At 32.4% G+C, this 21,421-nt stretch carries 25 protein-coding genes and 1 riboswitch; of the genes, 10 read left to right on the forward strand and 15 right to left on the reverse strand.

Annotated features, from left to right (window positions below; genetic code table 11):
• The first annotated feature begins 11 nt into the window (after nucleotides 1-11).
• Nucleotides 12-1,049, forward strand: coding sequence for an NADPH dehydrogenase NamA (gene namA / locus JK636_RS16140; RefSeq protein WP_202750026.1), 1,038 nt, complete (start codon nucleotides 12-14; stop codon nucleotides 1,047-1,049).
• A 72-nt stretch (nucleotides 1,050-1,121) separates the two neighbouring features.
• On the opposite strand, the gene JK636_RS16145 is transcribed toward namA, so the two are convergent.
• Complete coding sequence (locus JK636_RS16145) at nucleotides 1,122-2,150, reverse strand: aromatic acid exporter family protein (protein ID WP_202750027.1); 1,029 nt, start codon at nucleotides 2,148-2,150, stop codon at nucleotides 1,122-1,124.
• 147 nt (nucleotides 2,151-2,297) lie between these two features.
• Between JK636_RS16145 and JK636_RS16150 the strand changes: the two genes are divergently transcribed.
• The gene (locus JK636_RS16150) at nucleotides 2,298-2,996 is read left to right on the forward strand and encodes a DUF421 domain-containing protein (protein ID WP_202750028.1); all 699 of its coding nucleotides are present in this window, start codon (nucleotides 2,298-2,300) and stop codon (nucleotides 2,994-2,996) included.
• A 61-nt stretch (nucleotides 2,997-3,057) separates the two neighbouring features.
• On the opposite strand, the gene JK636_RS16155 is transcribed toward JK636_RS16150, so the two are convergent.
• The gene (locus JK636_RS16155; RefSeq protein WP_202750029.1) at nucleotides 3,058-3,957 is read right to left on the reverse strand and encodes a carbohydrate kinase family protein; all 900 of its coding nucleotides are present in this window, start codon (nucleotides 3,955-3,957) and stop codon (nucleotides 3,058-3,060) included.
• Between the two features lie 220 nt (nucleotides 3,958-4,177).
• On the opposite strand from JK636_RS16155, the gene JK636_RS16160 reads away from it, so the two are divergent.
• Nucleotides 4,178-4,390, forward strand: a complete 213-nt coding sequence (locus tag JK636_RS16160) for a hypothetical protein (RefSeq protein WP_202750030.1) — start codon at nucleotides 4,178-4,180, stop codon at nucleotides 4,388-4,390.
• A 1-nt stretch (nucleotide 4,391) separates the two neighbouring features.
• The gene (locus tag JK636_RS16165) at nucleotides 4,392-4,682 is read left to right on the forward strand and encodes a spore coat protein (protein ID WP_202750031.1); all 291 of its coding nucleotides are present in this window, start codon (nucleotides 4,392-4,394) and stop codon (nucleotides 4,680-4,682) included.
• 29 nt (nucleotides 4,683-4,711) lie between these two features.
• On the opposite strand, the gene JK636_RS16170 is transcribed toward JK636_RS16165, so the two are convergent.
• On the reverse strand, nucleotides 4,712-5,260 hold the full coding sequence (locus tag JK636_RS16170; protein WP_202750032.1) for an NUDIX hydrolase: 549 nt from the start codon (nucleotides 5,258-5,260) through the stop codon (nucleotides 4,712-4,714).
• 68 nt (nucleotides 5,261-5,328) lie between these two features.
• On the opposite strand from JK636_RS16170, the gene JK636_RS16175 reads away from it, so the two are divergent.
• The gene (locus JK636_RS16175) at nucleotides 5,329-5,541 is read left to right on the forward strand and encodes a hypothetical protein (RefSeq protein WP_202750033.1); all 213 of its coding nucleotides are present in this window, start codon (nucleotides 5,329-5,331) and stop codon (nucleotides 5,539-5,541) included.
• 68 nt (nucleotides 5,542-5,609) lie between these two features.
• On the opposite strand, the gene JK636_RS16180 is transcribed toward JK636_RS16175, so the two are convergent.
• The 4 genes from JK636_RS16180 to JK636_RS16195 all read right to left on the reverse strand — a co-directional run bounded on the left by JK636_RS16180 (nucleotide 5,610) and on the right by JK636_RS16195 (nucleotide 9,907).
• A complete protein-coding gene (locus JK636_RS16180) occupies nucleotides 5,610-6,959 on the reverse strand; it encodes an ABC transporter permease (protein ID WP_202750034.1) in 1,350 nt (449 codons plus the stop codon).
• Nucleotides 6,960-6,961: 2 nt separating this feature from the next.
• A complete protein-coding gene (locus tag JK636_RS16185) occupies nucleotides 6,962-7,630 on the reverse strand; it encodes an ABC transporter ATP-binding protein (RefSeq protein ID WP_202750035.1) in 669 nt (222 codons plus the stop codon).
• A gap of 145 nt (nucleotides 7,631-7,775) precedes the next feature.
• Nucleotides 7,776-9,218: a HAMP domain-containing sensor histidine kinase gene (locus tag JK636_RS16190; RefSeq protein WP_202750036.1), complete on the reverse strand. Its 1,443-nt coding sequence runs from the start codon at nucleotides 9,216-9,218 to the stop codon at nucleotides 7,776-7,778.
• The gene (locus JK636_RS16195; RefSeq protein ID WP_202750037.1) at nucleotides 9,215-9,907 is read right to left on the reverse strand and encodes a winged helix-turn-helix domain-containing protein; all 693 of its coding nucleotides are present in this window, start codon (nucleotides 9,905-9,907) and stop codon (nucleotides 9,215-9,217) included. Before JK636_RS16195 ends, JK636_RS16190 begins: the two co-directional genes overlap by 4 nt.
• Before the next feature lie 140 nt (nucleotides 9,908-10,047).
• On the opposite strand from JK636_RS16195, the gene JK636_RS16200 reads away from it, so the two are divergent.
• A complete protein-coding gene (locus tag JK636_RS16200; protein ID WP_202750038.1) occupies nucleotides 10,048-10,269 on the forward strand; it encodes a hypothetical protein in 222 nt (73 codons plus the stop codon).
• A gap of 157 nt (nucleotides 10,270-10,426) precedes the next feature.
• Complete coding sequence (locus tag JK636_RS16205; protein ID WP_202750039.1) at nucleotides 10,427-10,738, forward strand: hypothetical protein; 312 nt, start codon at nucleotides 10,427-10,429, stop codon at nucleotides 10,736-10,738.
• 81 nt (nucleotides 10,739-10,819) lie between these two features.
• Here the strand turns inward: JK636_RS16205 and JK636_RS16210 are convergent, their stop codons facing one another.
• Nucleotides 10,820-12,772: an endonuclease MutS2 gene (locus JK636_RS16210; RefSeq protein ID WP_202750040.1), complete on the reverse strand. Its 1,953-nt coding sequence runs from the start codon at nucleotides 12,770-12,772 to the stop codon at nucleotides 10,820-10,822.
• Nucleotides 12,773-13,246: 474 nt separating this feature from the next.
• Here JK636_RS16210 and JK636_RS16215 point away from each other — a divergent pair, with 474 nt between their 5' ends.
• A complete protein-coding gene (locus JK636_RS16215; protein WP_202750041.1) occupies nucleotides 13,247-13,408 on the forward strand; it encodes a hypothetical protein in 162 nt (53 codons plus the stop codon).
• 10 nt (nucleotides 13,409-13,418) lie between these two features.
• On the opposite strand, the gene JK636_RS16220 is transcribed toward JK636_RS16215, so the two are convergent.
• On the reverse strand, nucleotides 13,419-13,928 hold the full coding sequence (locus JK636_RS16220) for a hypothetical protein (RefSeq protein WP_202750042.1): 510 nt from the start codon (nucleotides 13,926-13,928) through the stop codon (nucleotides 13,419-13,421).
• 321 nt (nucleotides 13,929-14,249) lie between these two features.
• A riboswitch (guanidine-I (ykkC/yxkD leader) is annotated at nucleotides 14,250-14,349 on the forward strand.
• 93 nt (nucleotides 14,350-14,442) lie between these two features.
• On the opposite strand from JK636_RS16220, the gene sugE reads away from it, so the two are divergent.
• Together sugE and yjeM are read left to right on the forward strand one after the other, a co-directional pair.
• Nucleotides 14,443-14,760, forward strand: a complete 318-nt coding sequence (gene sugE / locus JK636_RS16225; RefSeq protein WP_202750043.1) for a quaternary ammonium compound efflux SMR transporter SugE — start codon at nucleotides 14,443-14,445, stop codon at nucleotides 14,758-14,760.
• A 404-nt stretch (nucleotides 14,761-15,164) separates the two neighbouring features.
• Nucleotides 15,165-16,739: a glutamate/gamma-aminobutyrate family transporter YjeM gene (gene yjeM, locus JK636_RS16230; protein WP_202750044.1), complete on the forward strand. Its 1,575-nt coding sequence runs from the start codon at nucleotides 15,165-15,167 to the stop codon at nucleotides 16,737-16,739.
• A 194-nt stretch (nucleotides 16,740-16,933) separates the two neighbouring features.
• Here the strand turns inward: yjeM and JK636_RS16235 are convergent, their stop codons facing one another.
• The 6 genes from JK636_RS16235 to JK636_RS16260 all read right to left on the reverse strand — a co-directional run bounded on the left by JK636_RS16235 (nucleotide 16,934) and on the right by JK636_RS16260 (nucleotide 21,417).
• Nucleotides 16,934-18,730: an acyltransferase family protein gene (locus tag JK636_RS16235; RefSeq protein ID WP_202750045.1), complete on the reverse strand. Its 1,797-nt coding sequence runs from the start codon at nucleotides 18,728-18,730 to the stop codon at nucleotides 16,934-16,936.
• Nucleotides 18,731-18,744: 14 nt separating this feature from the next.
• Nucleotides 18,745-19,647: an anti-sigma-V factor RsiV gene (gene rsiV / locus JK636_RS16240; protein ID WP_202750046.1), complete on the reverse strand. Its 903-nt coding sequence runs from the start codon at nucleotides 19,645-19,647 to the stop codon at nucleotides 18,745-18,747.
• Nucleotide 19,648: 1 nt separating this feature from the next.
• Nucleotides 19,649-20,146, reverse strand: a complete 498-nt coding sequence (locus JK636_RS16245; RefSeq protein ID WP_202750047.1) for an RNA polymerase sigma factor — start codon at nucleotides 20,144-20,146, stop codon at nucleotides 19,649-19,651.
• Nucleotides 20,147-20,343: 197 nt separating this feature from the next.
• The gene (locus JK636_RS16250) at nucleotides 20,344-20,745 is read right to left on the reverse strand and encodes a hypothetical protein (protein ID WP_202750048.1); all 402 of its coding nucleotides are present in this window, start codon (nucleotides 20,743-20,745) and stop codon (nucleotides 20,344-20,346) included.
• A gap of 72 nt (nucleotides 20,746-20,817) precedes the next feature.
• Nucleotides 20,818-21,120 (reverse strand): hypothetical protein, encoded by a 303-nt coding sequence (locus tag JK636_RS16255; RefSeq protein WP_202750049.1) that lies wholly within the window; start codon nucleotides 21,118-21,120, stop codon nucleotides 20,818-20,820.
• 126 nt (nucleotides 21,121-21,246) lie between these two features.
• Entirely contained in the window at nucleotides 21,247-21,417 is a 171-nt protein-coding gene (locus JK636_RS16260) for a hypothetical protein (protein ID WP_202750050.1), read from the reverse strand.
• Between the last annotated feature and the right edge of the window lie 4 nt (nucleotides 21,418-21,421).

The following is a 21,421-nucleotide window of genomic DNA, read 5'->3' on the forward strand; positions in this document are numbered from 1 at the left end:
ACTTCATGTAAATGTCAAAACTATTTAGTACTTATAAGATAAAAGATATGGAGCTTAAAAACAGAATAGTAATGGCTCCTATGTGTATGGATTCAGCAGAAAACGGCTTTGCAAATGATTGGCACTTTACTCATTATACAACAAGAGCCGTTGGTGGAGTGGGGCTTATAATCATTGAAGCTACCGGCATTGAACCTGGTGGAATGATTACAGACAAAGACTTAGGTTTGTGGGATGATGCTCAAATTGATGGGCTTAAGAAAATAGTTGAGGTATGTCACAAAAGAGGCTCTAAGATTGGTATACAAATTAATCATTCTGGAAGAAAATCAGAGGTTCTTTCACATCCAATTATAGCCCCAAATGCTATAGCTTTCAATGAAAGCTATAGAGTTCCTTTAGAGATGAGCAAAGAAGATATAAAAAGAACTATAACCCTATTTAAAGAAGCCGCTGAAAGAGCCTTAAAGGCAGGTTTTGATTTAATAGAGCTTCATGGAGCTCATGGATATTTGATAGGACAATTTCTTTCACCATTAACTAATAAAAGACAGGATGAGTATGGTGGAAGTCCTGAAAATAGAGTTAGATTTTTGAAGGAAGTTATCAGAGCTGTAAAAACTGTATGGTCTGAAACAAAACCCCTACTGCTTAGAGTATCTGCTGAAGATTATAACGAAGGAGGAAATACCTCTGAAATAATGGCACAGCTTATTAACTTAGTTAAAGCTGAAGGAATAGATATGGTTGATGTCAGCACAGGAGGAACTGCTCCTGCTAGAATCAGTACTTACCCAGGCTATCAAGTAAAACCTTCTGAAATAATTAAACACTCCTGTTCTATCCCAACAATAGCCGGAGGACTTGTTACATCACCTCTTATGGCTGAAGAAATACTGTGCAATGACAGAGCAGATCTAATTTTCCTAGGCAGGGAATTGCTAAGAAACCCTTATTGGTCTTTTGATGCAGCAAAAATTCTTAATGATGATATAACCTGGCCTGTTCAATACGAAAGAAGTAAAACTGTTAGAAAAGGCGGATTTTAAATTTAATAGGGGCCGTTCTTAAAATACCTTAAATCTATCGCATATTGTTTTAAGGGCAGCCCCTTTTCATAATTACAACTTTTTTCCTTCCTGTAATGCCAATTCTATATAAGCACTAATTGAATTAATATTTGAGTTTATTCTTGACTCATTCTGATCCGCAGTATTCTTTTTATAATTTAATTCAACATTGTGCCCTTTTGCTGTAAAATCTACTTTCTTTAATATCTGTATACATTGTTCTAAGACATCTATTCCTTTGTTATCAAACTCACTATCTTTATATCCTCTGCATACAACAAAATTAATATCATATGCCAGATGATTTATATCTCTAAAATACTTCAAAATCCTTTCTATAGTTTTAAGCTTTTCAGGGTGCAATAAATTAAAAGAGTACGATGCTTCATTTATCATAATGCTTATATTGGAATATACTAAATCTAAATCGTTAAATATGGCTGGAAAAAGAGTTATATACTCTCTATTTTCATTATCACATTTTCCCTCCAGCTGTTTTTGTGTATATTCCAGCCCGTTTAGCAATTGATTCTTAGAAAATTGAAGCCTCTTGTATGCAATTCTTCTATAATACAAAAATGAAAAAATAAAATTATAAAGTATTGCTATTAAAACTCCTAACCCAAGCGCAGCTATTCTTAACCTGTAAGTAAGCCATATGCTTGGATTACCCAGAGCATCCTTCTGAACGTATTGAGTCATATAAATACAAGTAAATATTGCAACGGGAGAAACCATTCTCCAGTTTATCTTCAAAGACACAAATAATGTTAAAGCCATAGAAACAGCTATTACAAATGCATTGATTCCAAAAAATACTATTAAAATTGATGTACAGGCAGCACCTAAGGTAGACGCAATAAGCTGGCTTATTCCACCCTTGATTCCAAGAATATTAATAGGTTCAAGATTATACATGACTCCTAAAAGTACAGAAATCATATCCAGCCTTGTAAGCGGCAAACCTGTTCCTATAACATATCCGGTGGCTATAGCCGCCATAGCTTTAACAATATAAAGCTTTGAGTCAAATAAAGCCGCCTCTCTTTTTAAGCCCAATAAATCTGACAACCCTTTCATAAATACCTCACTAAAATCACAAAATATAATCATTTATAACCGAACTTTATATCACTTACAGGTTAATACTCAAATATAAGTGAGAAGAATATTATTTTTTATTTTTCGAAGACTATTAATAGTATATCTATATGGAAGGGATTTATGATGAATACTTACTTTCTTATCCTTATTAGAACAATAACAATAATGTCAGTAACTCTATTTTCAATACTTCTTATAATGGGGAAGAGGCCTATAGGTGAGCTTCCGGTATTTGACTACCTTATTATAATAACTTTAGGTAGTGTTGTTGGAGCAGATATAGCCGAACCAAATATAAATCACGCTCACATTGCTTTTGCAATAATAATCTTGGCACTATTTCAAAAATCAGTTACTTTATTAGCTTTAAAAAGCAAACTTATAAAAAAGCTTGTAACTTTTGAACCTACTATAGTTATCAAAAACGGAAAATTCATATATAAAAATCTTAAGCATGCTAAATATTCAATAGATGAAGTGCTAATGCTTTTAAGAGAAAAGGATATATTTGATATAAATGAAGTATACCTGGCGATACTAGAGCCGAACGGAAATCTTTCAGCACTTAAGCATTCTCAATACGAAACAGTAACATTAAAGAATATGAATATAAAGCATTCAGATCCGCATCCACCTTTAACTATAATTCATGAGGGAAATTTTGTTCAGGAAAATCTATCAGCTTTAAAAATCTCTAAAGAAGAGATAATTGAAAGACTTCCCAAAGAAGGTTTCAATGATTACAAAAATATAGTTTATGCTTCAATAGATACAGAAGGCAATATAAATATATCACCTTATGATTACGACGGGAATTCTTAATATTTTTTCACCCAACAAGAAAAGAAGATATCTAGTTATCGCGATATCTTCTTAGAATATTCTATTTATTTAATTCATAATATTTTTCATACTCTTCTTCAATTAAAGCTTCACTTAAGCCTTCAAAGGCAAGCTCATCCGAAGTAATGCATAAGCCTGCACAGATTGTTCCTAATTTCAAGCAATCGTCTATTGATTTTTCTTTCAAGAAGCCATATAGAAAACCTGAGAAGAAACTATCTCCTGCACCATTTGCATCTTTAAACTTATAATCTTTAATTATTGGAGTTTCAATCCAACTTCCATCTTTGGTTAAGGCAGTTGAACCTATTTTGCCATGAGTACACACGACAAACTCCTTACCCCTAGCCATCCAGCTTTCCATCACAGGCTTATAGTTGCTCATATTATCGGAGCTTACAAAAATATAATCTGCAATATCTATATAATCTTCATGATATGGATTTCCTATATTATAATCATGTAAATCCGTCCAAACAGGCTTATTATATTTTTTGATAAGCGGTATTATCTGTTTTGTATATCCTACAATGATTAAAACTATAATATCACATTCTTTTACAAGTGCTTCCATCCTAGCCATATCTAAATCCAATTCAAAGGAAGACTGAGTAACAAAGATAGATATTCTATTTCCGTTTTCATCCATAAGGTTTACATGTCTTTCTGTACCTTTTGGGTCTATGTCGTAAATAAAATTTACTCCGGCAACCTTAAGCCCATCAACAATCTTGCTTCCCCACAAGTCATCTCCTATTACTGAATGAAGTGTATTATCTACATCAAGCTTTGTCAAATTTAAAGCTTTCCCTGCACCTGTTGATCCTAAAGTCTCATTAAAAGGTGCATAATGTATCGTCTGCGGCTCTGGCTCTGGCAAGTTTTTTAAGTAAATTATCGAGTCGAAGGTTGTTCCTCCAATTACCAATATTTTTTTCATTTAAACCCCCTCTTTATTTTTAGGACAACCGTTTGCACCAATAAACCCTGATATTTGATTTCGCTAATTATAGTATATTATTATGCTTTGAAATAATCAACATCACCTCATTTATTAAATCAATAAAACTTACAAAAATTTACTTGTTTATTTAGATTGAAATTACACAAGATAATAAATGAGTTAGTAATTAAGTTTATATAATGGAGGTATCACAATTATGAGAAATCTTTCTGAAGCAGAAGTTTTATCTTTAACTGGTCTTTTAAAAATGGAAAATGACACCTTAGCAGTAGCAAATGCTATGCAAAGCATAATAAAAGATGATGAACTAAAGAAACAAGCTGAGGCTGGAGTACTTGCAATGGAAGGAAGAATAAAGGGAATGCAGCAATTTATAAATGAAAATGGTATAACAGGGGAGGTTAGATAATATGGCTACTATAATAAGCAATATGGTTCAAGGCACTACAGATATAAACGACGAAATAATAGCAAGCGATATGCTGGCTGGTGCAAAAGGCGGAGCAAATGCATATCTTAACGCAGCACTAGCAGCACCAACTCCAGAGCTTAGAGCGATATACTCCTCAAATTTAACTCAAGTTTTAAATGGATACAGTGCACTTGCAGATTTATCGATTAACCGCGGCTGGGAAAAACCTTATAACGACCCTGTACAACAGCTCAGCGAAGCCTTTGCAAAATCAAAAACTACTGTTTAATGTTAATAAAAAGAGCCCTTAGGCTCTTTTTAACTATTTAATAGTTTTGTCTTATCAGTCATCCTTAAAACTGTACCTTCTCCGGCATAAAACGAAACTTCATCTAAAGTTACCCACTTTATAGCTTTGGATTCATCCTCCTGCCTGTTTATCTTCTCATTTTTATCAGCCTCAAATAAAAATCTTATATCGTAGTGATTATGAGCCTCTACATTTCCTCTTTTAGGAATTAAGTGAACATCTATATCAAAAATTTCTTCTGAAAGTGGTTTAATAGAAGTTAACCCGGTCTCTTCCATTGCTTCCCTTAGCGCTGACTCTAATATACTATTGTCACTTTCTACATGTCCTCCAACCTGAAGCCACCTGTCTAGTTTAAGATGATGTGTCAATAGAACTTTTTTTCTATCCTGGTTTACAACCCAGGCCGATCCGGTTATATGCCCTATATTATTATCTCTTCCGGTGAAATCATCATTTTCGTACAAAAAGTTCAATATTTTTTCCTTTGATTCCTTTTCCTGAGCATCATCTGGATTATATTTTTTAACCAAATTAATTAATGTTTCTTTATTCATTTATTTTCTCCTTTACTAATAGACTTAAGTATAGCAATATTTCTAAAATTATTGGAGGCAATGATACCATGTCAAATTTTAATTCTTTAAGCCCTACAGAACTTGCAATTCTCGCTGATGCTGTTGCAATAGCTCTGACAGAAGGCAAAAGTGCAGATGAAATAAATGTGCTTGGTAACTTTGTTGCAGCTGTTGGAGCCCTACTATTAACTATAGCAGCACAGGGTCAAAGTTTACGTGACTCTGCAGATACAAAGAACAATAATAAAACCAAAGGTTAGTTAAATTGCAAAGTTTACTAACCTTTAAGCTTTTTATCCTTTTTATTTTTTAATATAGCAAATAAATTCTACTCATATCTAAGGGACTCTACAGGATCAAGCTTTGAAGCTTTGCTCGCTGGGTATAAACCTGCCAGTACTGATATTAAAATAGCAAAACCTATAGTACCTAATACAAGCCATATAGGTGTAGCAAAAATCTGAGGAATTTCTTTTACACCCTTTGATTTTAAAAACGCCTCCATAGCAAACTTGATTATTTGAGTATTAAGGGTACTAAATAAAATCCCCATAATCCCTCCAATAAACCCTATAGCACCTGATTCTGTTATAAACATAAACCTTATATCTTTCCTTGAAGCCCCTAGTGATTTCATTATACCTATAGAACGAGTTCTTTCATAAATTGACATAGTCATTGTATTAATAACACCTATTGAAGCAACAAATACAATTATTATACCTACTATTGACAATATCGCTTGTATCACTGTAAATACAGACTTAATATCCTTAATCATAGACTCAATACTTGTTACTCCGTAATCCATTTTTGCTATCTCATCAGACACAGAAGATACATATTTTAAATCCTTTACTACAACCTCTACATTCTCAGGTCCCTTGGTATCATAATAATTTTTATCCATATTAATATAGTTTAAAAAATCCTTTGCTTCATTTATAGAAACTATGATTTTATCACTGAAGTTAAATTTTTCGTTAATTACTCCAGCTATCTTAAACTTTTTAACCAAGGGCTCAATTTGAGGCACCCCCTGTACATCAGGCAGCTTAGCAGTTAAAGTTATTTCTTTTCCAACAGCTGAGGCATAATCGTTAATTCCAAGCTTTTTAAGCATTTTTTCGCCAATTAACACAGAATTTTTATCTTCCTTTGTAATAATTTTACCATAACTTATAACATTTAAGTCTTTTTTCTTTTCTTTAATTCTTATATTTTCAATTTGAGCGCTTGTAAATACACTGTAATTTAGGTCAACACCCATAACAGAGGAATATTTTTTCTTTGTTCCATTAAGTTCTATATATAAAGAAGGCATATTATTGTACACAGCTATATCTTCTACATTATTCATCTTTTTTATTTCTTCTAAAGCTTCTCTATTTATAAGCTTAAATTTTGGTTTTATTGCTTCTTGAAGCTCCTCATCATCTAAATTATCCTCAAGCTTTACCTGAGATTCTTCCATCTTGTACGGACTTATTGATATTGAATTTCCCGGAGTGTTAGCCTTTATAGAGTCCACTACAAGCTTTTGAACTCCTACCCCTAAGCTTACCATAAGAACTATAAGCATAGTACCTATAGATACTGCAAAAGCAGTTAAAAAGGTTCTCATCTTCCTTCTCCTAAGATTTCTTAAAGCTGTTTTTGTATAATCTCTAAATTTCATTATTAATTCTCCTCCGCAATCATTCCATCAACTATTTTTATCACTCTATCTGCATAAGCAGCCTCATCCAAGTTATGAGACACCATAACTATGGTATAGCCTTTATTTTTAAGTTCCCTTAAAAGTTCCATTACTGCTTTCCCTGACTTTGAATCTAAATTTCCAGTAGGCTCGTCAGCTAATATTATTTTAGGGTTGCATACTAAGGCTCTTGCTATACTTACCCTCTGTCTTTGGCCTCCCGAAAGCTCAGTAGGCTTATGTTTAAGTCTGTCCCCTAAACCTAAAGACCCCAGAGCTTCCTTAGCCTTTTCCTTTCTCTTTTTTTCTGGAATGCCGGCTATGGCTAAAGGCATAATTACATTTTCTAGAGCTGTTAAAGTAGGTTCTAGATTAAAGGATTGAAAGATAAATCCAATTTTTTCATTTCTAAATTTAGACATCTTTTTATCCTTATAGCTGCTTATATCTTCACCGTCTATGATTACTGAACCCTTTGTCGGTCTATCCAATCCCCCTATTATATTCATCAAGGTAGATTTTCCTGAACCTGAGGGACCAATAACTGCTACAAACTCTCCTTTATTTACTTTTAAATTGACATCATTTAAAACAGGTAGATTTTCATTTCCCATTTTATATATCTTAAAAACATCTTTTATTTCTATCATAGCTGAATCCTCCATCGATTTTTATAACTATATTTCATTAATTATGATATAGCACTAGCCTTAAACCAAGCTTATCCTAATCTTAAATTAACCTTAAAAAAGCATCAGGCTTAGAGCTGAAACCCAGCTTTAAACCTGATGCTTTTTAATTAATAGGAAGCTTTACAATAAACTTACATCCTTTATCAGTATCGCTTTGAAGTTCAATAGTACCTCTATGTTTTTCTATTATTTCCTTAGATATAGCTAAGCCTAAACCCGTACCTCCGCTTTCTGAATTTCTTGACGCATCTACTCTTACAAAGGGGTTAAAAATATGCTCCTGCATAGACTTTGGAATACCTATTCCATTGTCATCAATGATTATTTGAAGAAAGTTATCTGCGACATAGGTTTTAATAATTACTTTTGTATTTTGTGAATTGTATTTTATTGAATTGATTATGAGATTGCTTAATGCCCTATCTAAATTTTTAGCTTCAAATTCTATAAATGCACTTTCTTCCGGTATATCGAATTCATAATCAATATTTTTATCTTCAAACTGAGGAATATATACTGCTATAAGTTCTCTTAGGAACTCACAAATATCCTGTTTTACTAGGTTAAGCTTAAACTCACTGCTTTCAAGTTTAGAAAACTCAAAAAGATCCATTATCAGCTTATTGGCTCTTTCGCTATTTTGCCTTATTGTTTCAATATATTTTATAATTTCCTCCTGAGAAAGATTGCTATCTTTTAATATATATTCTGAGTATCCTAATATACTTGATAAAGGGTTTTTTAAATCATGGGAAATATCTAGAATAAGGTTCTTTCTGTTTTCCTCTGCTTTTTCTTTTAATGTTCTTTCAACTGCAATCTTTTCAGCCATATTATTAAAAGCATCTCTAAGTTCTCCAAACTCATTTTTAGATTTCAGCTCTATTCTTGCATCGTAATTTCCCTTGGATATTTCTCTGGCACCTTTAGTAAGCAGTTTTAAAGGCTTAGTTAAATTTTTTGAGGTAATCCTCGAAACAATTAGGAAAAACACTATAAACATTAAAATATTTAGTGCTATTACAACCAACAAATAATTTTTAGGTGTCAGTTTTCTTTCATAAACAAGAGACCTAAAATATTCTTTTTCTGGTACAGCAATAACAAGCAAAAAATCTTTATCTTTATTATATGCAGTACTGAACACATACTTTTTCTCTAATTTATCATATCCAACTAATGCCTGCATCTGCTTCGTTTCATTATTAAATATTTCATACATCTCATAATACATGCGAGGAGTATATTGAGTAGTATTAAGAGGATTATTTCCTTTTCTATAAATAACTTTATGACTGCTGTCTACTATCTCTAAAAATCCATTTAATTTTTCAATTTCCGTTGTATCAATTTCCTTATAGTTATCCTTCATAATTTTTGCTGCGTCATTTATATCCAGTCTATTGATATTTATATATAAGGCAAGAGCAACCAGCAAGGTAGTAACTAAAAAAATCAAAACAAAAACAGTAATGCCAAAATAAGATAAAACATAATTTTTAAGAAGCATATTGGCTAATCTTTTTGTATTTTTAGTCTTCTTCATAACTTATTCACCTTTTCAAATCTATAGCCTATACCTCTAATAGTTTTTAGATACTTTGGGCTTTTAGGGTTATCTTCTATCTTATCCCTTAGATAACTTATATGTACCATAATGGTGTTATCATCCCCGAAGTATGGCTCACCCCAAACTGCCTCATAAAGTTGTTTTTTTGTATAAACCTTCCCTGCATTCTCCATTAAAAATTCTAGTATTTTGTATTCCTTTGCATTTAATTCAAGCTTAATTTTGTTTTTATGTACTGTACAGTTTTCCTTATTTAAAATTAATTCACCTATAGCAACATCTGAAACATAGGATGTTTTACTGTATTTGTTATACCTTCTAAGCTGAGCCTGAACTCTTGCTGTCAGTTCAATGGGACTGAATGGTTTAGTCATATAGTCGTCAGCTCCTAGGCCAAGTCCCAATATCTTATCCGTATCTTCTGCTCTAGCTGTTAAAAACATTACCGGAATCATGCTTGTTTCTCTAACATTCTTAACTACTGCAAAACCATCAAGCAAAGGCATCATAACATCTAAAATTATCATATCTATTTTATTATTTTTAAAAACTTCTATAGCCTCAATGCCATTGGCAGCTTCAAAAACATTGTAACCATCCTTTATTAAATGAATTTTAACCAGTTCTCTGATATCTTTTTCATCTTCGGCAATTAATATATTCACTGCTATCACCTCTTCTTAAAACATTCTACCATATGTTGTAAAGGTATTTATAGTACAAATTTAACTATAAACTATTTGCAAATAATTTCGATAATTTATATAAGTAAATATTAATTTACCATGGAAGGAGATGTTTTTGTATGGCTAACAACTTTGAAATGGAAATTAGAGCTGCAGAAAAAATTATTGCTGTACAAGGAAAACCCAAGGATAGGGACACTCTCGATAAAAAGAAGAAACGGAAGCTGTCTTCTTCTGAAGACAAAGCATCCGAAAAAAGCATCAACTTCGTAAAAGACCTTAAATCCCAATTGACTTATGGAGATACCGGTCATGGATTAATGCTTGATAAAAAAGTATAATTGATTATTTACAGGGTTGTCCTCAAAACAGTTTAAGCCTTCTGCGTTTTATCTGTTTTAAGAGCACCCCTGTATTTTTGTAATATATAAGTAAATTTAGGTAAATAATATATATAAATAGCGCATTTTTAAATTTGCTTGGAATGGAGTGTATGGATTGAATATTAATAAAGATTTGATTTGTCCTAAATGCGGCGGAGAATATTTTAATGTAAAGAGAGAAGCTACCTATTTATATACATACAAATTACAAAGTCCTGAAATAGGGGAAAGAGATACAAATGATTCTGCCTTGCCTTTTTTATTTGACAATAGAGAAAAGGTTAATGGGAAGGAATATTTGGAATGTGAAAAGTGTAAAACTCAGTTTCCTTGTGATTTAGATGAACTAAGCGGGAAAATTCATTTTACAATACTTCAAAAGGCTATAAGAGCTGACCATATTGATACTGTGGGGTTTTTAGGATAAGGAAAAGGATGGACTTTATACTTAGAAAGTTCACTACTAAATAGATTATACAAAAATGAGAGGCAGCTTGTGCCTCTCTAATTATTTATTAGTTTCTATCTGAATACCTTCCACATGCTTCTTATTCATAAGCTTATTTTTCTTTCTATTTTCCTTGCTTTCAAAAACAATATCAAAATCATAATCTTCAGGGTAAAGCTCCTGTCCTTCAATAAATAAGGAAAGTCTTTTATGATTAATCTTAAACTTGTTTTTCATAACCATAACTCCTATTTCCCCTTTATTGTTTTCAAGTTCACAGACAATTCCTGTTCTATTTATACTGCTTATATACACACAATCTCCAAGATTGAATTTTGAATTTAACTTCTTATTTTCTAAGACCTGCTTAGCTTTATCTGAAGCTTTAAACTTTTCTACTACTTCCTTATGCTGCTTCACTATTTCATCTGATGCTTTAGCATATTCTATGACCTCAGGCTTATATTCTGTGTATTCTTTAGTCTCTTTATAAGTTATTTTATGGGCTCTTTCAATAAGTGCTTTATCCATGCCAAGCCTTAAAGCTATAAATAAGGCATTACTCTCTCCAGCTTTTCCTATGCTCAGCTTATAAAGAGGTTTCAGCGTATTTATATCAAATTCCATGCAGCCATTTATAAACCCTGGAGTATTTTTCGCAAAATCTTTAATCTCGCTATAGTGAGTTGTAGCAAGCATTGTAGCTCTCCGCTTATGAATTTCTTCAAGCACTGCAGCTGCAATTCCCATTCCTTCTCCCGGATCAGTTCCTGAACCTACCTCATCAATTATTACAAGAGTATGCTCATCTGAAGAGTTAATAATGCTTATAATATTTTTAATATGAGAAGAAAATGTACTTAAGCTTTGCTCTATGCTTTGCCCATCCCCTATATCTGCAAGTATATCAGCAAAAACAGCAAACTCAGAGCCTTCATCAACTGGTACATGAAGCCCGGACTGAACCATCATTGTCAAAAGCCCTACAGTCTTTAGAACAACAGTTTTTCCTCCGGTATTTGGTCCGGTTATAACTAAGCTTTTATAGGCATCACCTATGGTAAAATTAAGTGGTATTGCATCTTTGCCTATCAAAGGGTGCCTTCCATTCTTAATTAATATAAACTTTCTATTATTAAGCTTTACCGCTCTTCCATCTATTGACTTGCTGTACTTCGCTTTAGCAAATAAAAAATCGTAATACGACATAGTTTCAATATTTATTGAAAGCTCTCTTTCTCTATCTTCAAGCATAGCAGTTAGAGAAGACAATATTCTGTAAACTTCCTTTTCCTCTTCAATTCTAAGCATATTAAGTTCATCCTGAGCTTTTTTAACCTCTGCCGGTTCAACAAATACAGTAGAACCTCTGGAGGACATATCATGAACACTGCCTTCAACATTATTTTTATATTGATTTTTAATAGGAATAACATATCTTCCGTTTCTCATACTAACTAAGCTATCTTGTATATAATCCTTATACTTAGGATTCTTCAGAAAGCTTTCAAGCTTATTTTTTACTCTATCTTCTAAAATAGCTATCTTCTTTCTAAGCCTCGAAAGCTCGCTGCTGGCCCTATCATCCACTCTTCCTTTATAAATACATCTTGCTATTTCTTCTACTACCTCTGAAAGTTCACTTATTGATAAAGCATAGGTACCTACATTAGGTGCTGTATCAACTTTATCAGCCATAAATCTTTTAAGCCTTTTCCCATCCATCAAAAGCCCGCAAACAGTTTCAAACTCTTCCGGTGTAAGATTGCCGCCTTTCCCAAGCTTATCCTTTATATTCTTTATTCCCGTCAGCCCATGAAGAGGAACAGAAGAGCTTCTATCAACAATATTTCTTGCTTCTGTAGTCTCCTTCAAATTCTTTTCAATAATATTTATATCTATAGATGGCTCTAATTTATCTACCATATCCTTAGCGATTTCTGATAGTGCATAATTTTTAATACTTTCCTTTATTTTATTGTACTCAAGTATATTAATAGTATTTTTGTTCAACTTCTTAACCTCCAATAATTTTATTTAAAAGATTTTGTACTAACCAATTGATTGGAGTTAAGAACATCAAATATAAATAAAAGCCTCATAGAACACTTTCCCTGAAGCTTACAATAACCTTAATAATTACCCAAATTTAGCAAATTAAAAATGGGTATAAAAATTCCGTGCATAGGCACGGATACAATTCTTTCTTATATTAAAAGGTCGAATGCTATCTGTGTTCTTAACATCTTAAAAAACTTCGTCAAAAATAAACCTAATCCACCCTAGGTTTTTGAAATCTTTTAAGCTCCAATATTTAATTGGTTAGTTAAGAACAACCTCACTCACAAAACATACTCCCTTTTCTTGTAAATTTAAACAATTATATTATAATATATGAATTTTGAAAAAGCAATGTGAATTTTTATTATGCATGTAACTCCTAATTCATGGGTATCATAACATATACCAAAAGGAGCTGAGATTTGTATGAAGAAAAATGCTATGGATAATTGGATGAAGGCTTTTGGAAATAATTTATTTGATGATAGTGCGAAAGGCACTAATCAGCTGAACAATGCTGCAGTTCAACCTGAAAATATAAAAACATCAAGTAAAACTGATGCCTTAAAGGAAAAAGGAGATAATTGATTATCTCCTTTTACTTATATTGCATTGAATTCAAAAACACTATAAATTCGTCTAAATTATCACTAAACACCATCATCATTCCAGACTTTTCTTCTAAGTTCTCAATTGCATTATCTAAATAACCTATTCCTATGTCATATTCTTTAGCCTCGATGTGATTATTTGCCGTTTTTAAGTTCTTCCAGGAATCAGATTCCACTTCGCCTATTTGCATAAGCTGTGTCATTATCATTTCAAGCCTTCCACTTAACTGTGCTTCAACAGTTTCTTTTGGAACTATACTGCTCTTTGAAAATTCCACAAGTATCTTATCAACCTGTCTGCTTTTTTTATCTATTTGTTTTTCGAGCTTTTCGTTTTCCTTGAGGAGTTCTTTAATGTGTGCTCTTTTTTCTTTTATTAATTCAAGTTTTTGAGCAACTGGGTCAATTTCTTTCGCAAAAGCATTAGTACTTTCTATATTGCAGGAAATAAAAATTAAAACTAAAAAGGATAAAATAAATAACTGCCATCTTCTCATAATTTTCTCCTTTCACTCGAAACACTGGGTAATTTAGAGCACTCGCTCCGCTCGCAAATTACCCGTTGAAGTCCATTTAGGACTTCAACCTCCTTTCACTCGAAACACTGGGTAATTTAGAGCACTCGCTCCGCTTGCAAATTACCCGTTGAAGTCCATTTAGGACTTCAACCTCCTTGTATCTTATTTATTATTATCATTTCACTCATTATTCTAATTATGTTAGTACATTATTAGAATAATATAAAACATTTGGCTTATATTGAATTTTATATGTTGCGTTCTTAAATAAAATTGAATATAATAATTATTAATTTGATAATTAATGTTTTCTAGGGTTCCGAAGCTTTAAACTACTTGACTGGTCCAAGAGAAAACGCACAGTTTACTGTGTACACGGAGGGACAAAAGCCCGGGAGGTATCTTTTAGGATATCCTCTTGGGCTTTTCTTTTTTGCTGAAACTTAATTATTAAATTTAAAATATTATTACAAGAACTTAGGAGGTTATATATATGGCGTGGCTAGTTTTAATTGTTGCAGGAATTTTTGAAGTAGTTTGGGCAATAGCATTAAAATACTCACAAGGTTTCACTCGCTTAGTACCCTCTATAATAACAATAATAGGAATGCTAATAAGCTTTTATCTATTATCTCAAGCTACCAAAACCCTCCCCATAGGCACAGCTTATGCTATATGGACAGGAATCGGAGCTTTAGGTGCAATAATCTGCGGTATTATTTTCTTTAAAGAACCGCTCACATTTTTACGTATAATATTCATGATACTTTTGCTCACTGGAATAATAGGTTTAAAGGCTACATCCTCATAATAATACTTATTTTAAAGAAGGTTTTTAAAAACCTTCTTTTTATTTTCATCTTCCAATACTATTTGTATTTTAGCAAAGTGAATGACTAAATTATTTCTAGCCCATAAACCAAAAATGAATAATTTTTTCTTACAAATTCATTTCTTTAACTTTTGACCAAATATTGAATATACTCATTCATTTTATATTTGATTAGACTATTTCGCTTCATATTTTTTGATTATTTTTTTGAATATAACTTCATTTTTTTGAAAAAACTTAATCTATCAAACAAACTTTAATGTCTAAAAATAAAATAAACTGAATTTTCCTGTTGCAAAAGTAAAAATAAGCTATTATAATTAAAATCGAGCTAAGGAGCTCAAAGAAATAATTCTATTATTATTTAGAGGGGGAAGAATGAAATGTCTTCAAATGTAAACGCTACCAAAAAACTTACGTTGGTATCACTGATTTTAATGATTTTTACATCAGTTTACGGTTTTAACAACATCCCAAGATCCTTCTACAAAATGGGATATGCAGCAATTCCATGGTACATTTTATCAGCAATAACCTTCTTCGTACCATTCGCATTAATGATGGCAGAATTCGGTGCAGCATTTAAAGAAGAAAAAGGTGGAATTTATTCTTGGATGGAAAAATCCGTAGGCCCTAAATTCGCATTCATGGGAACATTCATGTGGTTTGCTTCCTATGTAATCTGGATGGTAAACGTATCCTCAGGTATCTGGGTTCCAATATCAAATGCAATATTTGGTAAGGATACAACAGCTACTTGGAAGTTCTTAGGTATTCAAGGATTAACTGGACCTAAGACACTTGGTATCTATGGTATTATCTGGATAATATTTGTTACTTATGTATCAACTAGAGGATTAGATAAAATTAAGAAAGTTACATCCGTTGGTGGTACAGCAGTTGTTTTAATTAACGTTGTTGTAATACTTGGTGCAATAGCAGTATTTATAGGAAGCGGCGGACACTTAGCACAACCTATCGAAGGATTAAAATCCTTTACTACTACACCAAATCCTAAATATGCTGGAAATATAATTGCTTCATTTGCATTCGTTGTTTATGCTATATTCGCTTACGGCGGTATAGAAGCTGTTGGCGGTCTTGTTGACCAAACAGAAAATCCAGAAAAGACATTCCCTAAGGGAGTTTTGATTGCTGCAGCTGTTATAGCTGTTGGATATTCATTAGGAATATTAATGGTTGGTATATTCACTAACTGGTCAGCAGTAATGTCTGTTAAAGGTGTTACACTTGGAAATGCAAGCTACATCGTTATGTCTAACTTAGGATATACTGCAGGTCATGTTTTTGGTGCTAGCGAGGCTACATCAGTTGTAATGGGACAATGGGTTGCTAGATATGTTGGTTTATCAATGTTCTTAGCATTAACAGGAGCATTCTTCACATTAACTTATGCTCCACTTAAGCAGCTTATAGATGGTACTCCAGCTAAGTTATGGCCTGGTAAATTAGGTCAAACTAGAGAATCAGACGGAATGCCAGTTAACGCAATGGTAGCTCAATGTATAATAGTTGTAGTTATGATATTTGCTACTTCAGTTGTTGGTGGAAAATCAATGGCTAAGTTCTTTGATATACTAGTTGCTATGACTAACGTTGCTATGACTATTCCATACATGTTCTTAGCAATTGCTTATATCTACTTTAAGAAGAAGACTTCAATCAAGAAACCATTTGAAGTATTTAAGACTTACAAGAGCGCTCTAATCTGGGGAGTAATAATTACATTAACAGTTGGATTTGCTAACTTCTTCTCAATCGTAGAGCCAGTAATTTCAGCTCATATTCAAGGTGCAGTTGGTGCTGATTTAAGCGATGCTTGGATAAACACAATAGCACAGGTTGCTGGACCAATATTATTCGGTGTAATAGCTGTATTAATGCAATCTAGCTACCAAAAGAAAGTAAAAGCTGAAAAAGGCAACAAAGTTGCTTAATAGATATAATTAATAAAGACCTGACAGGATAACCTGTCAGGTCTTATTTTATTTCTTTGAACTTTTAATAAAATTATTATTTCTTACTCTAAAGGCTGACCAATCATTATCAATAGACACAAGGCTAACCCCTTTAAAATTATACTCATTTATTATTAGCATTAAGTTCATTCCTACTTAAACTTATAACCTGCTTAATCTTCCTCAGAATTCTTTAATGCATTATCTATAAGAGATGTTAAAGCTTCAGCTCCTTTGGGCTGCAAATGCACACCGTCAGGCGAGAAATATTCCGGATGATTAATTGCTGCAGAGTGCCAATCGGTCAGTGTTATATTCTTATTATCTTTAGCTTTTTTCTCCAATGCTTTATTCACATCATTCTCCCATTGGCGCGGCACACGTACATTAACTAAATAAATATGTGCTTTAGAAAAAGAGTTAAGCAATTCATTAATCTGTTGGTCTGTAAAATAAGCATTTGTTCCCAATTCAATAATGACTGCATTATCAGCATCATTAAATTCTTCATAGGAAGGTGCCAGTTTAACAGCTTGAGACACTTGTCTACCAATCTTTCCATCAATTGTAATGTTATTATATTTATTTTTTAAATTTGGAGTAATATCCAGCATGATAGAATCCCCAATAGCCAGTATTTTTTTGTAAGATTTACTAGCTGGTGGAGAGTTTGTTTCAGCATTGTTTATTGCCGTTTCAGGTTGAGATATTTCAACATTTTTCGCCTGTTGTTTGCCTTCTAACACACTAGTGGTACTAACAGTAAATACTAAAAATATTAAAATAGTCACTATTGCAGAAACCCTTCTAGTCATAGGTGATACCTTCAAATTAGAAACATTAGCTAATGAGCATTTATTAAGAAATCCTTTGAATTCATGCTTTCGTATAGGCATTTCTACAAAGCTGTATGAAAGATGGGAAACAATAAGTATAGCAGTCAGCTGCAAGCCTACCCGCAGATATGACGGATTTCCAATTTCATAAACAGGAGTGCTCAAAACAATAATAGGATAGTGCCAAAGATAAATTCCGTAAGATCTTTTGCCAACCCAACGTAGAGGCTTCCAGGAAAATAAGCACCCTAAATAGCAGGCAGGGTGACAAACACAAACAATAAGCAAGGCCGCATTTAAACAAAATAGCAACATTCCGCCTCTATATAAAAATTGCCTATACTCATTCATAAAGATTACACTAAGAATAAAAATAGCCAAACTAACAGTACCTGTGATATTTAACACTCTTCTCTGCTTAATTGAAATTCCTTTGGCGTAAATTTTCTTACTCCAAAATCTTTCCATAGGACAAATAATAGCCAGCCAACTTCCTATAAGCAATTCAAATGCACGAGTGTCTGTTCCATAATAAACACGGCTGGGATCTTCGCCTGGAATATAAAATATTCCCATTAATATTGCTGAACATAATGCTCCGATAAAAACTATATTGGCAAGCTTGTCTCTCTTTTTTAAAACTTTTAGTCCTATTATCAGCAGAATAGGCCATACAATATAAAATTGTTCTTCTATTGCTAAGGACCATAAGTTTTTTAAAGGTGATGGTGAACCAAAGCTATCGAAATAGGATAGTTTGTGAAAAATGAACCACCAATTACTTGCATACATAATAGAGGATATCGCATCTCCTATAAGGTTCGTTAATAATTTTCGATTAAAAAGCACTACCCACATAAAAGTAGTTATTATCATTGTATAAGCTGCCGGTAACAATCGTTTTATACGTCCAATCAAAAATTCCTTAAAACTAAAGCCGTAATTACTTTCCTGCATAGATAAAATTTTGGACGTAATTAGGTAGCCGGATATGACGAAAAATATGTCAACTCCAAGAAATCCCCCTTTAGCCCAATTAAAGCTAAAATGGTAGGCAACGACAGCTATTACTGCTAAAGCTCTAAGTCCATCTATTCCAGTTATATATTCATAATTCTGCATTTTATTCAACATATACGTTTCCTCAGTTATTTTATATAATCATTACTAACTAAAAGATCAGATATTAGATTCGTTGGGATTACAAATTCTACAATGCCCATAGAGCCAGGAGCCACTTCATATTTATCGAAGGAGATTACTAATTGAGATTGTGCATTGATATAGAAATTTTGATTCTCTGGTATTTTATTAAAAATATCCATACTATCTCCTTTGCTTCCATTTGCAATCCAATAAATTTTATTAGGATCTGACTTCATCTGTTCTCTCATTTGCTTTTTTATGTTCTCGCTTATAACATCTACATAGCGTTTATCTTTAAATAAGCTCGGAAGAGTTATTAAAATTTCATTTTTCTTATCTACAGTATCATATTTAAATGTAGTAGATGAAGACCCTACTGTATTTACAATGTAGCGGCCTACAGAAAGGATATTTTCATTATCTGTCTTTACTACATATCCGCTGTTTATACCCAAATGACCATCACCATTTTTCTTTAAATTTTCCATATCAGCTTTAAACTCATCATATAACTTTTTATTTTCAGCAAGATATTTTTCATTTAAGCTGTTTTCCAAAGTCTTATTTTTTAAGCCTTGTATTGAAGGTACTTTTATATCGGCCTTGTATTTATCTTCATTAACAGTGTATTCCTTAAAAGTCAGCACCTTTATTACACTGCCTACTACAGGTATTTTTGACAGTGTTGCTGCAAATACTGGGTTGCTATTAACTCCAATAGTTAGTACACCTACAGATACTGCAATTGAGGCAGCTATAACGCCTGATCTTTTAATTATATTTTTCTCTTTCTTACTATAAACACCACTGTCTCTAAATGCCTTATTTACTATAAAGTCCAATTCTTCCGGAATTGGTGTTTCAATATACTCATTTTTAAGCTGATTTAAGCTTTTATTTGACATTTTAAGCCTCCTCATAATCATTCATTTCTACGCGTAACATTTTAAGTGACTTATACAAGCGTGTTTTTATTGTGCTGATATTTTCGCTAAGAATTTCTGCAATTTCCTCTATCTTTAAATCTTCAAAATACCTTAGAATTACTATAACCCGATATTTCTCAGGCAAATTATCTAACGCTTCCTTAAGATCAAAGTTTTCGTATTTGTCATTTATTCCGGAATCTAAACCTATTAAAACTTCGTCCTCAACAGCAACTATCTTTCTTCGTTTTCGCAGAAAATCAAGTGAAGTATTTACTACAATTCTATAAAACCATACCTTTATATAATCGGAACCTTTAAGAGAATCAACATTTGAAACCGCCTTATATATAGATTCTTGTATAATATCTAGAGCATCATCAGGATTTTTCACATAGCTATACGCTAATCTATAATATTTTTCCTTATTCCTAATGACATACTCCGCTATTTGTTTTTTTAAACTGTCTTTATGCATTAGCGCTAAACTCTCCTTTGTCTTAGATACGTATCTTAACTGCATTACACTTTATAGACGTCAATGCAGCGCAAAAAGTTTTTAATTAAAAAATAAAAAGCAAGAATTTATTTTAGAAACCTCTTGCTCTCTTTCAAAATTATGGAGCTGTCGCATTAGTATAAAAATATATGCTAACGCGACAGCCCCCTCTTATTTTATTTCTTTGAACTTTTAATAAAATTATTATTTCTTACTCTAAAAGCTGACCAGTCATTATCAATAGACACAAGGCTAACCCCTTGAAAATTATACTCATCAGTAACCTCATGCATTGTATCTCTAGTCAAGTCAGACTTTTTATACTTTTTAGAAGTTCCTTTAGGGTAACAAATCCAAAAATACTTATCTTCATTTAAGGCTTCTATGCAGGCTTCCATACTCTCCTTTGCCTCAGCTACATTCCTTGCAAAAAGTTGGATAAAATCATACTTTCCTTTAACTTCTCTATGAACTTCTCCTTCTATTACCTTTATAGTTTCTTCATACTCTTCAGGTACATTTAAAATTAGCACAGGACTTTGGTTTGTAAGCTTCAGCTTTTTTAGTATTTCGCTCATATATTATGTTCCTCCAATTTATATTTGCTTACCTAATATTATCATACACAAGTAAAATATTAAATATATTACTTAAGCGGCAATACGGGAAGAAGCCCATAGGACTATAAAAATAATGATGCCTGCACTTACTGTCACAGTTATCTTAACTCTATCTATCACTTCTTTAGCATCAATAGATTTGTTTTTATTTAACTTATCATCTTCTAATACATCTTCTTTATTCTCTTCAAAATTTTTAGCCCATTCCCTGCAAAAACTGCACTCTTTTTTATGTTCTGTCATCCATTCTTTTGTTTCTTTATCAACCTCTCCATTAATAAAGACTCTATATAACTCTTTAAACATTGAGCATTGACTTTTACAAACTCTCATATAAATTATTACCTCCACCCAATTATCTTATATATAAGACGTAATAATCGGGCATTTGGTTCGCATTTTACAAAAAATTTTTCCAAACTTAAAGGATACCAATTTTTCTCTTGGTATCCTTAACTTCTAATGAGCATATTTTATTAAATAATATATAACATAAAGCCATCCAAAAATTCCATGTATTATTGCCCAAAGCACAGAGTGATTTAAGCTCCAGGATATAACCATCGCAAGACATGCCCCAAAGCTGACTCCTTTTTTGACTACCTCTTTTTTATAAGTCTTTTCACTCATCCCC

It is taken from the genome of Clostridium rhizosphaerae (assembly GCF_016765585.1).
GTDB lineage: Bacteria > Bacillota > Clostridia > Clostridiales > Clostridiaceae > Clostridium_AT > Clostridium_AT rhizosphaerae.

What these genes read in the sequence shown, in the direction of transcription:
- namA (WP_202750026.1), top strand. Translation starts at nt 12, where the DNA reads ATGTCAAAACTATTTAGTACTTATAAGATAAAAGATATGGAGCTTAAA.
- JK636_RS16185 (WP_202750035.1), bottom strand. Translation starts at nt 7,630, where the DNA reads ATGATAGAAATAAAAGATGTTTTTAAGATATATAAAATGGGAAATGAA.
- JK636_RS16150 (WP_202750028.1), top strand. Translation starts at nt 2,298, where the DNA reads ATGAATACTTACTTTCTTATCCTTATTAGAACAATAACAATAATGTCA.
- JK636_RS16255 (WP_202750049.1), bottom strand. Translation starts at nt 21,120, where the DNA reads ATGAGAGTTTGTAAAAGTCAATGCTCAATGTTTAAAGAGTTATATAGA.
- yjeM (WP_202750044.1), top strand. Translation starts at nt 15,165, where the DNA reads ATGTCTTCAAATGTAAACGCTACCAAAAAACTTACGTTGGTATCACTG.
- JK636_RS16220 (WP_202750042.1), bottom strand. Translation starts at nt 13,928, where the DNA reads ATGAGAAGATGGCAGTTATTTATTTTATCCTTTTTAGTTTTAATTTTT.
- JK636_RS16145 (WP_202750027.1), bottom strand. Translation starts at nt 2,150, where the DNA reads ATGAAAGGGTTGTCAGATTTATTGGGCTTAAAAAGAGAGGCGGCTTTA.
- JK636_RS16160 (WP_202750030.1), top strand. Translation starts at nt 4,178, where the DNA reads ATGAGAAATCTTTCTGAAGCAGAAGTTTTATCTTTAACTGGTCTTTTA.
- JK636_RS16165 (WP_202750031.1), top strand. Translation starts at nt 4,392, where the DNA reads ATGGCTACTATAATAAGCAATATGGTTCAAGGCACTACAGATATAAAC.
- JK636_RS16250 (WP_202750048.1), bottom strand. Translation starts at nt 20,745, where the DNA reads ATGAGCGAAATACTAAAAAAGCTGAAGCTTACAAACCAAAGTCCTGTG.
- rsiV (WP_202750046.1), bottom strand. Translation starts at nt 19,647, where the DNA reads ATGTCAAATAAAAGCTTAAATCAGCTTAAAAATGAGTATATTGAAACA.
- JK636_RS16245 (WP_202750047.1), bottom strand. Translation starts at nt 20,146, where the DNA reads ATGCATAAAGACAGTTTAAAAAAACAAATAGCGGAGTATGTCATTAGG.
- JK636_RS16180 (WP_202750034.1), bottom strand. Translation starts at nt 6,959, where the DNA reads ATGAAATTTAGAGATTATACAAAAACAGCTTTAAGAAATCTTAGGAGA.
- JK636_RS16170 (WP_202750032.1), bottom strand. Translation starts at nt 5,260, where the DNA reads ATGAATAAAGAAACATTAATTAATTTGGTTAAAAAATATAATCCAGAT.
- JK636_RS16260 (WP_202750050.1), bottom strand. Translation starts at nt 21,417, where the DNA reads ATGAGTGAAAAGACTTATAAAAAAGAGGTAGTCAAAAAAGGAGTCAGC.
- JK636_RS16235 (WP_202750045.1), bottom strand. Translation starts at nt 18,730, where the DNA reads ATGTTGAATAAAATGCAGAATTATGAATATATAACTGGAATAGATGGA.
- JK636_RS16200 (WP_202750038.1), top strand. Translation starts at nt 10,048, where the DNA reads ATGGCTAACAACTTTGAAATGGAAATTAGAGCTGCAGAAAAAATTATT.
- JK636_RS16190 (WP_202750036.1), bottom strand. Translation starts at nt 9,218, where the DNA reads ATGAAGAAGACTAAAAATACAAAAAGATTAGCCAATATGCTTCTTAAA.
- sugE (WP_202750043.1), top strand. Translation starts at nt 14,443, where the DNA reads ATGGCGTGGCTAGTTTTAATTGTTGCAGGAATTTTTGAAGTAGTTTGG.
- JK636_RS16155 (WP_202750029.1), bottom strand. Translation starts at nt 3,957, where the DNA reads ATGAAAAAAATATTGGTAATTGGAGGAACAACCTTCGACTCGATAATT.
- JK636_RS16175 (WP_202750033.1), top strand. Translation starts at nt 5,329, where the DNA reads ATGTCAAATTTTAATTCTTTAAGCCCTACAGAACTTGCAATTCTCGCT.
- JK636_RS16215 (WP_202750041.1), top strand. Translation starts at nt 13,247, where the DNA reads ATGAAGAAAAATGCTATGGATAATTGGATGAAGGCTTTTGGAAATAAT.